Below are 13,095 nucleotides of genomic sequence, written 5' to 3'. Positions count from 1 at the left end.
TTTTCTTTCTCGATGCTCCGTGTGCCGATAGGTTAATTTGTCATTCGCTACCGCGAAGCGTCTAGGTTGTCGAAAGGTGCGTTCTTTGTTCACGGACGAACTCAGCAAATCCCGCGGGCGAATTGCCATCGCCGGGCGCGGAGATTTCATCGATGATGCCGTCTGCGCGCTACTCGCCGCGCAGGGATTCCACGCGACGACCCAGATCAGCCTGGAACCGGCATGTCGCTACGACCTGATCGTCATCCGGCCCCCCGAGGCATTTCGGAATCCTGACATCTTCACGAGGGTGGCAGCGGCCGCGCCCCGGCACCTCATACTCGGCCAGCCAGACCCAGCAACGATCGCCAGGTTTCCCGCAGCGCGCTGGCTGCCGAGCGACATCGATCGCGCGACCTTCGTCAACACCATCATCGAGCTCATTGGGGCATCGCACCCCGCTCAGCCGCGCCACAGGCCCGGACTGTCTGCCCGCGAGCGTGCTGCCGTCATCCACTACGCGCTCGGCATGACAGTGCGGCAGGTCGCCGAGGAGCTTGGAGTGGCTCCCACTACGGTTTCGACGCACCTCGACCGTGCCCGCGCGAAGTACGTCGCAGCAGGCCGTGGAGCGGAGGGCAAGATCGGGCTGCTTCGATGCGCTCTCGAGGATGGGCTCATCCCCTGCCCGTGCAGCCGCGGTGCAAGCACCGACAATCTCCTCGCGGTGGGCTAGCGCGCGCCCATGGCTTCGCCGGAGGCCGACGGACCGCGTGGCGCGTCCGCAGTCAGGGTTCCCGATGCTCGGGGATCGGCAGCCATCCGTCCTCCACAGCACGCTTGAACAGGTCCGTCTTGGTGGGAGCGGGCCGTCCTGCCTCGGAGTACTTCTGGCGTATCCGACCCAGGTAGTCGTGCACGGTCTGCTCGGCCAGCCCTGTCAGGTGCGCCACGCGGGCCGCCTTCTCCCCAGAGGCATACAACGCGAGCACCTCCTGCTGGCGCGGGCTCAGTCCGACATCCGGCAATTGCGGATCGCCATCGATCGCTGCTGCCCAATCAGTAGTGACCACCTGCTGCCCGGCCGCTGCCATGCGCATCGCCTCGACGACCGCATGAGCCGGCTCGGACTTGCGCACCACACCGAGAACCCCGGCCCGGGCAGCGGAGCGCACCAGGTAGGGATTCTCCGCGCCCGTGAACGCGAGCACCGGCTTGCCATGCTCGCGCAGCCTCGTGACGTTGCTCATCGGGGACGAGCCATCGCCGAGCCGCAGATCCAGCACCACCAGATCCACCTCGTCGATCCGCGGGAGAAGGTCCTGCACCGTGCTGACGGTGACCACGAGCGCGAGGTCAGGTACCTCGGCGAGGATCGTCGCCAGCCCGATCGCCACGGATTCGTGATCCTCGATCAGGCCGATGCTGCGCAGCGGCATCGGTGTCGCTGGCTCGTTCTCGACAGGCATTGCGGCGCGTCCCCCTTGGTCGATCTCGCGGTTCTCGGGTCCCGGCGGGCTGCCCGGTTTGCCGGAGTGCCCGGTCATCGTAGCGCGAGGCACCCGTCACCGTATCGGAACGCGACCATGCTGGCCGGGCCACGAGAAACGCCCCCGCGAGGAGCACGAGCCCGGCCGCCCGGCCCCACACTCCGACCTGCACCACCCACAGCGAGCCGCCCGCGGGATCGATCCCCGCGCCGAGGTCATAGAAATACCGGAAAACGCCGATGCCGATCGCGAGATCAGCGAGCACGTACGCGCCGATCAACGTCCAGGGCACGCGAAGCAGCACCAGGAATGGCAGCAGCCACAGCATGAACTGCGGCGAGTGCACCTTGTGCAGCAGCAGGAACCCGCAGAGCATGGTCGCCGACACCGCGATCCACGGGTACTCGCCGGTCCGGCGCAGGATCCACCATCCCGCCGCCAGCGCCGCGGCGAAGCTCGCCAGCGCCAGGGCGGGCGAGGCCGTTCCCACGATCAGGTCATAGGTCTCGCCCTCGCCGATCAGCGGGCGCAGGCCCCAGTACCAGATCGAGTTGGTCGTGATATCAGCCGTGCGCAGGGACTGGAACTCGAACGATGCCCGCCACCCCTCGAAGCCCAGCACGGCGAACGGCGCATTGATCGCTACCACCACGAGAGTTGCCACGCCTGCCACGCCCGCGGCGCCCGGCACGTCCCATCGCCGCCGCGGATCATCCCCGCCCGTCAGCGCCCACAGGAGCAGGGGGGCGACGAAGAAGCCGGGATAGATCTTCACGCAGAAGCCCACCGCAAGGATCACGGCGGCCACCAGCGCGCGCTTGCGGGTGCCCCACCCCTGGCAGCGGACCACGATGTACACCGCCGCCACCGCGGTGAGGACGACAGCAAGATCCCAGTTGTGGAACCCATACATCACGAGGGCCGGTGCCGCGGCGAACAGCAGGGCCCGCCAGCCCGCCAGCCGGGCGAGCAGCCACGCGGTGGCCAGCCCGAACGGTGCCAGGATGATGCTGGACCACAGCAGGAAGCTGGCATCGTTGCTCGCTGGGAGCGCACCGAGCCACATCAGCAGCCCCGAGAGGACGGGATACTCGACGGTGCCGTTGAAGAGAAAGCCGTCCGGCGTGATGCTGCCGTGGATGTAGGGGAAGACCTTGGACTCGATGCCTCGGCCGAGCCAGAGCAACTGGATGTCGGAATAGCACACGGCCTGGTTCTTGAGGACGTCGAAGTTCGCGCTGCGACCCGCGGCATCGAAGACCGGGCCGGTGCAGCGCGCTTTGTTCGCGTAGGCGAGAAGGAGCGCGATGGCCGCCACGAGGAGGACCAGGGCGGGAGCGAGGTAGCGGCGCGCGAGAACAGGCATCGTGGACATTGTTGCGGAAAAGCCGGCTTGCTGCGGGCACGACTGCCCGGGGACCGGTTTCGTGTTGGCGCTAGCAATTAGCTTCTGCTGGTGCGAACTGGTAGTTTGCTGAGGTTACTGACGTAACAACCCTCCTGCCACGGACCGTCCGTGGCCGTTGAAGCCCATGGGAGGTGATGAGGTCCCGTGCGTCAATACGAAATGATGGTGATCCTCGATCCGCGTCTGGACGAGCGCACCGTTGCTCCTTCGCTCGATACTTTCCTCAATGTGATCCGCCAGGGTGGTGGCACGGTCGATAACATCGACATCTGGGGCAAGCGTCGGCTCGCCTACGAGATCAACAAGCTCGGCGAGGGCATCTATGCCGTCGTCAACGTGACTGCTGAGCCCAGCACCGTCGCGGAGCTTGACCGCCAGCTCGGCCTCAATGAGTCCGTGCTGCGCACCAAGGTTCTCCGGCTCGGCCGCTGAGCAAGCCTCGAGCGCGTGAATTGTCAGGGGTCGCGGGTAACCATGCATGTGCGGCTCCCGCGGCGCATCCCATGAAGCCCGGATAGGTCACGACATCGGCAAGCCCCAGGGCATGTCGCTGATCCTGGCCATACATCTGTGTGACATTGGATCCCCCAGGACATTCACGAACAACCAGGCTGGCTCGTCCATCCACCAGGAGGAAACATGGCAGGCGAAACTGTAATCACGGTCATCGGCAATCTCACTGCGGATCCCGAGCTACGGTTTACTCCCGCAGGTGCAGCAGTAGCGACATTCACTGTCGCGTCGACCCCTCGTCGGTTCAACGCTCAGTCGAACCAATGGGAGGACGGCGAGGCACTGTTCCTCCGGTGCAACATCTGGCGCCAGGCGGCGGAGCACGTCGCTGAATCCCTCAACAAGGGAATGCGCGTCATCGTCAACGGCCGGTTGCGGCAGCGCAGCTTCGAGACCCGCGAGGGCGAGAAGCGCACTGTCATCGAGCTCGAGGTCGACGAGGTGGGTCCTTCCTTGAAGTACGCCACCGCGAAGGTCAACCGGGTCAGCCGTCCCGACGGTGGACAGGCAGCACAGGGTGGACGCGGCGGCGGATTCGGCGCGGCCCCGGCAGCGCCGGCGAATGATCCGTGGGGCAGCGCACCACCGGCCAGCGGCTTTGCAGGTCAGGGCGACGAGCCGCCGTTCTGATCGGTCCGGGCGCCCGCCACGGACACAATCGGCCTGGGTGGGAACACCCTTCCAGGAGTTGAGCTACCAGCAGATGAGATACCTGGTGCAGCAGGAACGCGGGGGTGCGCGTTCCCGACAGCAACAGGAATCAATCGGAGAAAGACCATGTCCCACGCACGCTTGCGTATGACAACACAACAGTCATGCGTGTTCTGCGCCCCGGCGGGAGCCCGCATCGACTACAAGGATGCGGCACTGCTCCGGACATTCGTCAGCGATCGCGGACGAATCCGGGCACGCCGGGTCACTGGCACCTGCGTCCAGCATCAAATGGACGTGGCTGCCGCAGTCAAAGTTTCACGAGAAATGGCCCTGCTGCCGTACACCTCGACGGCACGCTAAGGAACGGGAGGACAATAGAATGAAGCTCATCCTCACCGCTGAAGTTGAGCACCTTGGCGCTCCTGGCGACACCGTCGAGGTCAAGGACGGCTACGGCCGTAACTACCTGCTTCCGCGAGGACTCGCAATCCGCGCCACCCGTGGCGCCGAGAAGCAGGTTGAGGAGCTGCGCAAGGCCCGTGAGTCACGCGCGGCCCGCGACCTTGACATCGCCGAGGAAGCCAAGGCGACGCTGGAGAAGATCGGCGCCATCACGATTCCGGTTCGCACCGGCGCGGGTGGCAAGCTCTTCGGTTCGATCGCAGCCTCGGACATCGTGTCGGCTATCAAGTCGGCCGGTGGTCCCACGGTGGATCGGCGCAACGTCGAAATGCCTTCAGCGCACATCAAGTCGGTTGGCAAGTACATCATCGTTGTCGGTCTGCACTCCAAGGTGTCAGCCCGGCTGAACGTCAGTATCGTGCCTGCCTGACATAGCAGATAGCGCCTAGCCCCAGGGGTCCTCGACCCCTGGGGCTAGACGTGTAGTTGTCCACAAGTGTCCTGTGGATAACTTGGGGAACTAGGCGAGGAACATTCCCCAGCGCCACGAAAAGGTGGCGAGGTGGCAAACAGCGCGTGGATAGCTAACGCACAACACGGTGCGACACGCCAGGAATCACAATCTGGCGACACGCCGTGCACAGCGTTGTCCACAGTGTGCACAGCCAAAAAGTGCAGTGTGAGCTGGTGTTATTCGCCCATCCTTCTCCTGGCTCCCGAAACTGTCCACAGGTTGTTCACAAGATATCCCCAACTATCCACAGGGTTATGCACAGAACTGTGCACAGGCAACTCTCACGTCATGCTTGAGACTCGTCCGGGTCCGTGAATCCGACACGCGGCACACCCTCGCAACCGTCGGACCAAAGCGGTACAACAAGAACGCGGCATCCACGCCGCACCGAGCCAGCACCACCCTCAGGAGGCACCAGTGGCCGCGGACGACCGGGCACCACGCACTAGCGACCACGGCCCCGCCAATGACCACGGGCCCGGCGACGACCACTTCCGCCAGCCGCCCCAGGATCTCGGCGCCGAGCAAGCCGTGCTCGGCGGAATGCTGCTCAGCAAGGACGCCATCGCCGACGTCATCGAGCGGCTCCGCCCCGGGGACTTCTACCGGCCGGCCCACCAGGATGTGTATGACTGCATCCTCGACCTCTACGCGCGCGGCGAACCAGCCGACCCCGTCACTGTCGCTGCGGAGCTCGAGCGTCGCGGCGATCTCCGGCGCATCGGCGGCGCCCCCTACATGCACACCCTCATCTCGACCGTTCCTACTGCGGCCAACGCTGGCTACTACGCCGAGATCGTCGCCGAGAAAGCCATCCTCCGCCGACTCGTCGAAGCGGGCACGCGCATCGTCCAGTACGGCTACACCGGCAGCGAGGGGCAAGACGTCGCCGCCATCGTCGACCGCGCCCAGGCCGAGATCTTCGAGGTCACCGAGCGTCGCACCACCGAGGACTATGTCGCGCTCGAGGAACTCCTGCAGCCCACCATGGACGAGATCGACTCCATCGCCTCCCGCGGCGGCATGTCCCTCGGCGTGCCCACAGGATTCGTCGAGCTCGACGAGCTCACCAACGGCCTGCACCCCGGGCAGATGATCATCATCGCCGCCCGGCCCGGCGTGGGTAAATCCACTCTCGGCATGGACTTCCTGCGCTCGTGCTCCATCAAGCACGGGATGGCGAGCGCAGTGTTCTCGCTCGAGATGAGCAAGACCGAGATCGTCATGCGACTGCTCTCGGCCGAATCGAAGATCAAGCTCGCCGACATGAGGTCCGGCCGCATGACCGACGACGACTGGACCCGGCTTGCCCGCCGCATGAGCGAGATCAGCGAGGCGCCCCTGTTCATCGACGACTCGCCCAACCTCACCATGATGGAGATCCGCGCCAAGGCCCGCCGGCTCAAGCAGAAGCACGACCTCAAGCTGATCGTGCTCGACTACTTGCAGCTCATGAGCTCCGGGCGCAAGGTTGAATCACGGCAGCAGGAAGTCTCCGAGTTCTCCCGCAGCCTCAAGCTCCTCGCGAAGGAGATCGAGGTTCCTGTCATCGCCATCAGCCAGCTCAACCGTGGTCCCGAGCAACGTGCCGACAAGAAGCCGCAAGTCTCCGACCTGCGCGAATCGGGTTCCCTGGAGCAGGACGCGGACATGGTCATCCTGCTCCACCGCCCCGATGCGTTCGAGCCCGATGACCCCCGCGGCGGCGAGGCCGACATCATCATCGGCAAGCACCGTGCGGGCCCTACCGCCACCATCACTGTCGCTCACCAGCTCCACTACTCCCGCTTCGTCGATATGGCGCGGGGGTAGGTCGCGGGGCGGGCTTGCCGGTGGCGCGGGCCCGCGCTGGAGGGGGCGCTGGCGCGCCTGGATTGCGCCGCTGGTGGCGCTGGCGCGCCAAACGCGAGGGAAAACGCTTCCCCATCGGCGTGTTGCAAGGGCGTGTCGAGCAGCTTCTATCGCGTTTGGAGTCGAGGGCGGCGAATGCTCGGCTTCCTTGGCCGAGGACTCCCGCTGCGGACAGCAAGGAGAATGCTTCACCGGCGCCGTTATCCGAGCGTTATCTCTACTTTATCGAAACGTGACTATCGCTGCGGTGGCGCTGTGACACCCGGAGCGCATCGTAGATAACGTCACCGCAGTTCAGGAAGCCGATTCGCCCGACCCACCCGCCCCACGCAGTAGCAGCGAAGAGGTTGCCTGACTGCGGTGACATCATGCTCGACACCATTTCCGATCAGGCCTGCAAACCAACCTCGGGCCCGATCGACCCGCTTCCGGAGGGAGCTTCGCGCCATGCTCGCTAGCCCCAATGTCGCCATCAGCATCGAGAACCTGTGCGACGAGATCGACGTCGTGCACATCGCGGGGGAGCTCGACGCCCTGGCGCTGCCGCGCCTGTTCACCGTCCTCGGCCACCTCGACGAGCCTGAGCAGGTCATCATCGATGTGCGTAGGGTCCACTTTCTGTCCCGGACCGGGATGAGCGCACTCTCGGACCTTGCCTCCCTGTCGTCCCTTACCGGCGCATCGATCGCGATCATTGCGTCCGAGGGCGTGCGGCAGGCGCTCGCCAAGCGCGACGGTGCACCGCTGGCCTGCGGGTCGCTGCGGGCGGCCTGCTTGCTCCTCGCTGCGGAACCAGCCCAGCCCGCCCTGCGGCTCGTGTCCTCTGCCTCGTAGCGGCAGGATCCGAGTCGCGGCCGCAGGGCCGCCAACCCCGCCAGCGCGCGAAGCCAGCCGGATCTAGCGACGCGCTCCCGAGAACCGGTCGAGGATGGCGCGGGCGCAGCGCACGGCGGTGGCGCGATCCTGGGTGAGCACGTACTCGAACTCGCGGTCCTCGTCGCGCTCGCCGCGGTGCAGGTCGCGGGCGGTGAGCACGCTGCAGAAGTGCGGGGCGAGCACTACGACGTTCCATTCCTCCACCAGTGGCTCGCCTGGCTCGAGGGGCGCGTGGTGCACGCCGTCCTCCACGATGGATCCCATTCCCACCCCGTAGACGCCGGCGAAGGCGACGCGGCCCGCTAGCGATTCCCATCGTCGGCGCGTGCGGGTGGTGAAGTTGCGGACGTGCTGGAAGGTTCCGAGCAGGATGGTGTCGCCGCCAGCTGTGGCTGCCTGGTTCTCCAGGGTGGTGCTCAGCTCGACGAGCAGTGTCTTGCGGCTCCAGTGCGTGCGGTGGTCCTCCGCGGCGATGGCGAACGGGAGCCTTCCTTCCCGCGCCGGCGCGGTTCCGATGCGCAGGGGAGTGACATTGGTCGTGTCGAGTTGCGCGGGCGAGGCCGCGGGGGGATAGGCCTGGCCCATTCCGTGGCTGGCGCCGAGGCCGATGGCGCGCTCGTGGTGGATCATCGAGTCGATGCCGTCGGCGATGACGATGGTGGTGCTGTGCTCGGCCTGCGCCGCGACGGCCTGGGCGACGTGGGCCGTCCACGCGTCGGGCTTGGTGGCGATGAGCGTGGCGGACAGGATGATGATCTCGGGCTCGATGAGGGGCAGCAGCGCCAGGGGCTTGTCGCGGGCCCCGACCTCGTCGACGGCGATGGCCTTGCCGGATTCCCGCGCCGCGGCGATAAGGCGCAGGGCGCGCGCCGGGTCCGAGGCGAGGGCGTGATCGGTGATGACGACGATCTCTTGGCGGTCGCCGCGTGGTTCGGCGGTCGGCTGGAGCTGCTCGAGCGAGCCTACGTCGACGGTGACGAGCGCGGGCACGGCGCTGGCGGGGTGCCCGTCGAGCGCGTGGGAGCGCATCCTGTCGAGGGTGGAGGTGTCGCTCATGGCCCGGGCAACGGCGCGCAATGCCGGGGACGCGGCGAGGGGCCCGTCGCCCTCGCCGCGCAGCTGCACGTCCACCGCTGCGAGGTGGCCGGTGCCGAGGTGGTGGACCGGCGCGAAGGTCGTCCGGACCGGGAGTCCCGCGTATTCCATAGCCTTCAGGCTTGCACCTGGTGCGGCGCGGGGTGCGGCCAGGTCCGCGATTGAGCGCGGATCTAGACATCCATATACCCCACGGGGTATATTTCGGGGTAGTTCCCAACACCGAGAAGGAGTCACCATGTGCTATCCCGTCAAGTGTCGCCAGTGCGGCAAGACCACCTGGTCCGGCTGTGGAATGCATGTCGATCAGGTCATGCGAGGCGTCCCCAAGGGCGAGCGCTGCGAGGGGCACGAGCCTGCCCCCGGTGTCCAGGGCGGATCATTGCTCACCCGCATGTTCGGCCGCTGAACCCCTGCCTAGCACGAACCCCTCCCGGGCTCGGGCCCTGGCTGAGCAAGAAACCTGGCCTAGCTCGGGCCCGCACCAATGAGCAGGAATCCAGCCCGGTCCGTCCGAACGCCATTGACCTGCAGTGACAGGCCATGATCGCCGTCGTAGTACCGGCGCGTACTGATCGGCTTGAACCTGTGGCTCCGTGCGATATCCCAGGATTCGCCAGGCTCGAGGTCACGGATCCCCAGCTTGAACACCTTCTCCCGCTCGTCTCCCCGCGCGCTAGCGAAGTGGAGGACATAGTCGACGGCGACGCGGGCACGAGCGGAACCGCCCAGGGTGATGCGGCAATCGAACGCCAGTTCCTCACCCATCGCGACTACTGGCGTGCGCACCGTTGGCCCGGTGACGTCTATCGCCGCGCGCGCATCCACCCCGATGCACGCCAGAGCACCGGCATGGGATCGCTTGATCAAGGTCCGCAACGCATGCCGCACCACCGATGCTGTGTTCTCATCGGGTTCCGCGAGCCACCCTTGCGCGATCCGCACGGCTAGCTCGGGATGGTCCCGGCTGATGTCGTTCACGCAGTTCGCCACCGAGCGGCGCACATACTCCGACTCATCCCGGTACAGCGCATCGAGGACCGGGACGATCGGCCCGGGGTCGTCTACCAGCCTTCGTGCTTGCGGTGCCCACGGCAGCCGTGGCCGCACCCCCTCGCTCGCGAGCCGTCGCACGTGCTCATCGTGATGAGTGGTCCACTCCATCACGATGCGGAGGCAGCGCTCGAGATGCTCGTCGAGGAACCAGCGCAGGGCTGTCTCCGCCGTCGAACGCGGCGTCAGCTCGGCCAGCAGCGCTAGCGCGTCCTCTACCTGGTCCCGTCCCCGGATGGCGACCGCCTCGGTGATCGGAAACGTCATCCAGCCCGTGAAGCGGGTGTCGCGCAGAGCGGCCCGCACGGGGCCTGCCAGACGATCGAGATCGCCAGGAAAGTCTTCGAGCACGGCATCGCGGGTGGCATTCACCCGCTCCCGGAAGCCCAGTCCATCAAGGGTGCCGGCGACTGCACGCAGCCGGGGCAGGCTGCCATCGCCACCGAGAATGGTGGCCAGTCCGGCTACAGCTTCGCGACCAAGGAGCTCATCGGCGTAGGGCATGGCAGCGATTGTGCACCGGGCCCCTGACAAGTCGGGCCCTGACAAGTCGGGCCCTGACAAGTCGGGCCCTGACAAGCCGGGCCCTGACAAGCCGGCCCCTGACAAGCCGGCCCCTGACAAGCCGGGCTCCTGGCAAGAAGCGGCCTACTCCTGCGCCTCGTTCTTGCGATTCTCCTCGCGGTAGCGGCGGCGCTGCTCCTCGGCTCGCGCCCGGCATTCGCGGAGGAACGCCTCGTCGGAATGCTCGTCCTGGGCGATATGCCGGCCTGGCCGCTCGTACTCGGGGAAGCCGGTGCTCCGGTAGCGGGGAGCGTCGTCCGCGTAGGGCCTGCCGGCGACGAGCCAGGCGACCATGCCCGCGAGCGGCAGGATGATCACCAGCAGGATCCACGCGACCTTGGGAAGGTTGCGGATACGGCTGTCGTCGGTATTGATGATGTCGATCAGGCACACCACAAGGATCACGAACGACAGCAGGAACAAGTACGGCATGGATGGCACCTCCGGATCGAGATGATCACAGCATGCTGGCGGGCCGCGCGCAACCGGAATGCAGTACGCGTTAGCGATCTTGTCGCTGGCGATGCTCCTGCCACGAGACCCGGAGGAACTGCTCCACCACGGCGAGCGTCCGGACCGACCGCCACGAGGGCAGCACATCGAACGCGTGCTGCCCGCCGTGCACCTCCACGTAGTAGGTGGGTTCGCGGGACAGCTCGCGGAGCTTCCGCGCGAACCCGCGGGCTTCCTCGATCGTCACCAGCGAGTCCCGATCGCCGTGGACGACAAGGAATGGGGGAGCATCGGCGGTGATCCGGTGCAACGGCGATGCCGCGCGGAACAGGTCGGGCTGCTGCTTGCGACGTGCGCGGAAAACGCTGCGCTGCAACAGCGCGCCGAGGGGGCGGAAGTGGTGCCGATCCTCATCGAGCAGGTCATACACGCCGTAGAAGGGCACGCACGCCGCGACGGACGTGTCGGCATCCTCGAAGCCTGGCTGGAAGAGCGGATCACCCGGCGTCAGGGCGGCCAGCGCGGCGAGATGCCCGCCAGCGGAGCCGCCGGTGATGGCGATGAACCCCGGATCGATGCCGTATTCGCTGGCATGCTCGCGGACCCAGGTGATGGCTTGCTTGACGTCGACGATGTGGTCGGGCCACCGGGACCGGGGGCTGAGCCGGTAGTCGATGTTGAAGCCTACCCAGCCGTTCGCCGCGAGGTGCGTGAGCAGCGGGATTCCCTGGTCCTTGCGGGAGCCCACGGTCCAGCCACCCCCGTGCACCTGGATGATCGCGGGCCTGCCCGTCGCCGGGGCATCGTCATCGCGGGGCAAGGTGATATCAAGCTTGAGCCCGAGCTTGCCGTGCCGCGAGTACACGACGTTGCTGATGCGTTCTACATCGCGCCTGCGCCATGGCAGCCACGGCAGCAGGACGTGCGACCCGGGATAGGGCCGGCTATCCCCCACGTCGACCTCTGGCACAGGGGGCTCGGCGGTGATCGTCGTGCCCCGGGCCAGCAGCGCGAACCGCGCCAGGATCGCAGCGCCCATCCCGAACATGATCAGGCCGGCGAGCCCTAGCGGATGCACGCCACCCACCGCGAGCAGCACCACGACGGCGATGCTCCCGCCGAGCAATGCATGCAGGGGCAGCTCGATCGCGATCCAGGCCGCCGGCCAGCTGACGATCACCGAGCGTCCCGCCGTGCGTGGCCAGAGCGCGTTGAGGGCAAGGGCAAGCATCGCTGCTCCCGTCACCAGCAGCGCGAGAGAGGAGAAGAGCTCGAGGCCGCTCACAGCGCCGCGATCACCTCGCGCGCGATCAGCTCGATGTGATCCAGGTCGTTCACATCGAGGATCTGCAGGTAGAAGCGCTCCACCCCCTCGCGGACGAATGCTCCGATCCGGTCCGCCGCCTCGCTGGGCGTGCCACAGATCCCATGCTCGCGCAGCTCTTGCGGATCACGGCCGATGATCGCCGCGCGGCGCCGGAAATCTTCCTCGGTGCTGCCCACGCAGGCCACGAGCGCGGCCGAGTAGACCAGGTCATCAGGATTGCGCTCGAGCCGCTCGCAGGTATCGCGGATCGTGGCGTAGCGGCCCCTCACGGCATCGAGCTCGGGGAACGCCGCGTTGTACTCGTTGGCGAACCGGGCGGCGAACTCGGGCGTGCGCGTCGGTCCGTTGCCCCCGATGATGATCGGCAGCTCCGACTGGAGCGGCTTGGGCAGCGCGGGATTGTTCTCCAGGCTGAAGTGCTCGCCGCGGAAGGTGAAGGTCACGCCGTCCGGGGTGTCCCACAGGCCAGTGATGATGGCGAGCTGCTCCTCGAACCGGTCGAACAGCTTTGGCGGGAAAGGGATGCCGAACGCGCGATGCTCCGCCTCGTACCATCCCGCGCCGATCCCCAGCTCGATGCGCCCGCCGGACATGTGATCGACCTGCGCGGCCTGCACCGCGAGGATCGCCGGGTGCCGGAACGTCGCGGACGTCATCAAAGTGCCCAGGCGTATCCGGGACGTTTCCCGCGCAAGGCCGGCGAGGGTGGTCCAGGCATCCGTGGGGCCTGGCAGGCCGTCCGAGCTGCCCATGCGCAGGAAGTGATCGGACCGGAAGAAGCCGTCGAAGCCATGCTTCTCCGCCAAGCGGGCGGCCGCGAGGAGAGCGTCGTAGCTCGCTCCCTGCTGGGGCTCAGTGAAGATCCGGAAATCCACAGTCATGAAACGTCCACCCTCCCAAGCGCTCACCGATTCTC

At 66.7% G+C, this 13,095-nt stretch carries 15 protein-coding genes; 8 read left to right on the top strand and 7 right to left on the bottom strand.

What is annotated here, in order from left to right:
* Window positions 1–85 precede the first annotated feature (85 nt).
* Complete coding sequence (locus QC765_RS08015; protein ID WP_278313923.1) at window positions 86–715, top strand: helix-turn-helix transcriptional regulator; 630 nt, start codon at window positions 86–88, stop codon at window positions 713–715.
* Between the two features lie 52 nt (window positions 716–767).
* Here the strand turns inward: QC765_RS08015 and QC765_RS08010 are convergent, their stop codons facing one another.
* A complete protein-coding gene (locus QC765_RS08010; RefSeq protein ID WP_278313922.1) occupies window positions 768–1,418 on the bottom strand; it encodes a response regulator in 651 nt (216 codons plus the stop codon).
* Complete coding sequence (locus tag QC765_RS08005) at window positions 1,336–2,844, bottom strand: glycosyltransferase 87 family protein (RefSeq protein WP_373876705.1); 1,509 nt, start codon at window positions 2,842–2,844, stop codon at window positions 1,336–1,338. Before QC765_RS08005 ends, QC765_RS08010 begins: the two co-directional genes overlap by 83 nt.
* 177 nt (window positions 2,845–3,021) lie before the next feature.
* On the opposite strand from QC765_RS08005, the gene rpsF reads away from it, so the two are divergent.
* From rpsF to QC765_RS07975, 6 genes are all read left to right on the top strand, one after another.
* The gene (gene rpsF / locus QC765_RS08000) at window positions 3,022–3,309 is read left to right on the top strand and encodes a 30S ribosomal protein S6 (protein ID WP_278313920.1); all 288 of its coding nucleotides are present in this window, start codon (window positions 3,022–3,024) and stop codon (window positions 3,307–3,309) included.
* A 207-nt stretch (window positions 3,310–3,516) separates the two neighbouring features.
* Window positions 3,517–4,020 (top strand): single-stranded DNA-binding protein, encoded by a 504-nt coding sequence (locus tag QC765_RS07995; protein WP_278313919.1) that lies wholly within the window; start codon window positions 3,517–3,519, stop codon window positions 4,018–4,020.
* A gap of 168 nt (window positions 4,021–4,188) precedes the next feature.
* On the top strand, window positions 4,189–4,404 hold the full coding sequence (rpsR, locus tag QC765_RS07990; RefSeq protein ID WP_278313918.1) for a 30S ribosomal protein S18: 216 nt from the start codon (window positions 4,189–4,191) through the stop codon (window positions 4,402–4,404).
* Window positions 4,405–4,423: 19 nt separating this feature from the next.
* Window positions 4,424–4,876, top strand: coding sequence for a 50S ribosomal protein L9 (rplI, locus tag QC765_RS07985; RefSeq protein WP_278313917.1), 453 nt, complete (start codon window positions 4,424–4,426; stop codon window positions 4,874–4,876).
* 501 nt (window positions 4,877–5,377) lie between these two features.
* Window positions 5,378–6,772 carry a replicative DNA helicase gene (dnaB, locus tag QC765_RS07980; protein ID WP_278313916.1) on the top strand — a complete coding sequence of 465 codons (1,395 nt, stop codon included), beginning with the start codon at window positions 5,378–5,380 and terminating at the stop codon, window positions 6,770–6,772.
* Between the two features lie 486 nt (window positions 6,773–7,258).
* Complete coding sequence (locus QC765_RS07975; RefSeq protein WP_278313915.1) at window positions 7,259–7,645, top strand: STAS domain-containing protein; 387 nt, start codon at window positions 7,259–7,261, stop codon at window positions 7,643–7,645.
* A gap of 63 nt (window positions 7,646–7,708) precedes the next feature.
* On the opposite strand, the gene QC765_RS07970 is transcribed toward QC765_RS07975, so the two are convergent.
* Window positions 7,709–8,893 carry a DICT sensory domain-containing protein gene (locus QC765_RS07970; RefSeq protein WP_278313914.1) on the bottom strand — a complete coding sequence of 395 codons (1,185 nt, stop codon included), beginning with the start codon at window positions 8,891–8,893 and terminating at the stop codon, window positions 7,709–7,711.
* A 127-nt stretch (window positions 8,894–9,020) separates the two neighbouring features.
* Here QC765_RS07970 and QC765_RS07965 point away from each other — a divergent pair, with 127 nt between their 5' ends.
* Window positions 9,021–9,191, top strand: coding sequence for a DUF8730 family Cys-rich protein (locus QC765_RS07965; protein ID WP_278313913.1), 171 nt, complete (start codon window positions 9,021–9,023; stop codon window positions 9,189–9,191).
* Window positions 9,192–9,250: 59 nt separating this feature from the next.
* Here the strand turns inward: QC765_RS07965 and QC765_RS07960 are convergent, their stop codons facing one another.
* From QC765_RS07960 to QC765_RS07945, 4 genes are all read right to left on the bottom strand, one after another.
* On the bottom strand, window positions 9,251–10,339 hold the full coding sequence (locus QC765_RS07960; RefSeq protein WP_278313912.1) for a DNA alkylation repair protein: 1,089 nt from the start codon (window positions 10,337–10,339) through the stop codon (window positions 9,251–9,253).
* A 144-nt stretch (window positions 10,340–10,483) separates the two neighbouring features.
* A complete protein-coding gene (locus tag QC765_RS07955) occupies window positions 10,484–10,831 on the bottom strand; it encodes a PLD nuclease N-terminal domain-containing protein (protein WP_278313911.1) in 348 nt (115 codons plus the stop codon).
* Window positions 10,832–10,901: 70 nt separating this feature from the next.
* A complete protein-coding gene (locus QC765_RS07950) occupies window positions 10,902–12,137 on the bottom strand; it encodes an alpha/beta hydrolase (protein ID WP_278313910.1) in 1,236 nt (411 codons plus the stop codon).
* Window positions 12,134–13,054 (bottom strand): LLM class F420-dependent oxidoreductase, encoded by a 921-nt coding sequence (locus QC765_RS07945; protein ID WP_278314049.1) that lies wholly within the window; start codon window positions 13,052–13,054, stop codon window positions 12,134–12,136. The genes QC765_RS07950 and QC765_RS07945 overlap by 4 nt, the downstream gene beginning before the upstream one ends.
* Window positions 13,055–13,095 lie beyond the last annotated feature (41 nt).

Source organism: Hoyosella levis (assembly GCF_026008515.1).
GTDB lineage: Bacteria > Actinomycetota > Actinomycetes > Mycobacteriales > Mycobacteriaceae > Lolliginicoccus > Lolliginicoccus levis.
Note: the sequence above shows the minus strand (reverse complement) of the source record. Positions and strands in the feature narration are given on the sequence as shown.

What these genes read in the sequence shown, in the direction of transcription:
- QC765_RS08010 (WP_278313922.1), bottom strand. Translation starts at nt 1,418, where the DNA reads ATGCCGCTGCGCAGCATCGGCCTGATCGAGGATCACGAATCCGTGGCG.
- QC765_RS08005 (WP_373876705.1), bottom strand. Translation starts at nt 2,844, where the DNA reads ATGTCCACGATGCCTGTTCTCGCGCGCCGCTACCTCGCTCCCGCCCTG.
- QC765_RS07995 (WP_278313919.1), top strand. Translation starts at nt 3,517, where the DNA reads ATGGCAGGCGAAACTGTAATCACGGTCATCGGCAATCTCACTGCGGAT.
- rpsR (WP_278313918.1), top strand. Translation starts at nt 4,189, where the DNA reads ATGACAACACAACAGTCATGCGTGTTCTGCGCCCCGGCGGGAGCCCGC.
- rplI (WP_278313917.1), top strand. Translation starts at nt 4,424, where the DNA reads ATGAAGCTCATCCTCACCGCTGAAGTTGAGCACCTTGGCGCTCCTGGC.
- QC765_RS07975 (WP_278313915.1), top strand. Translation starts at nt 7,259, where the DNA reads ATGCTCGCTAGCCCCAATGTCGCCATCAGCATCGAGAACCTGTGCGAC.
- QC765_RS07970 (WP_278313914.1), bottom strand. Translation starts at nt 8,893, where the DNA reads ATGGAATACGCGGGACTCCCGGTCCGGACGACCTTCGCGCCGGTCCAC.
- QC765_RS07965 (WP_278313913.1), top strand. Translation starts at nt 9,021, where the DNA reads ATGTGCTATCCCGTCAAGTGTCGCCAGTGCGGCAAGACCACCTGGTCC.
- QC765_RS07960 (WP_278313912.1), bottom strand. Translation starts at nt 10,339, where the DNA reads ATGCCCTACGCCGATGAGCTCCTTGGTCGCGAAGCTGTAGCCGGACTG.
- QC765_RS07955 (WP_278313911.1), bottom strand. Translation starts at nt 10,831, where the DNA reads ATGCCGTACTTGTTCCTGCTGTCGTTCGTGATCCTTGTGGTGTGCCTG.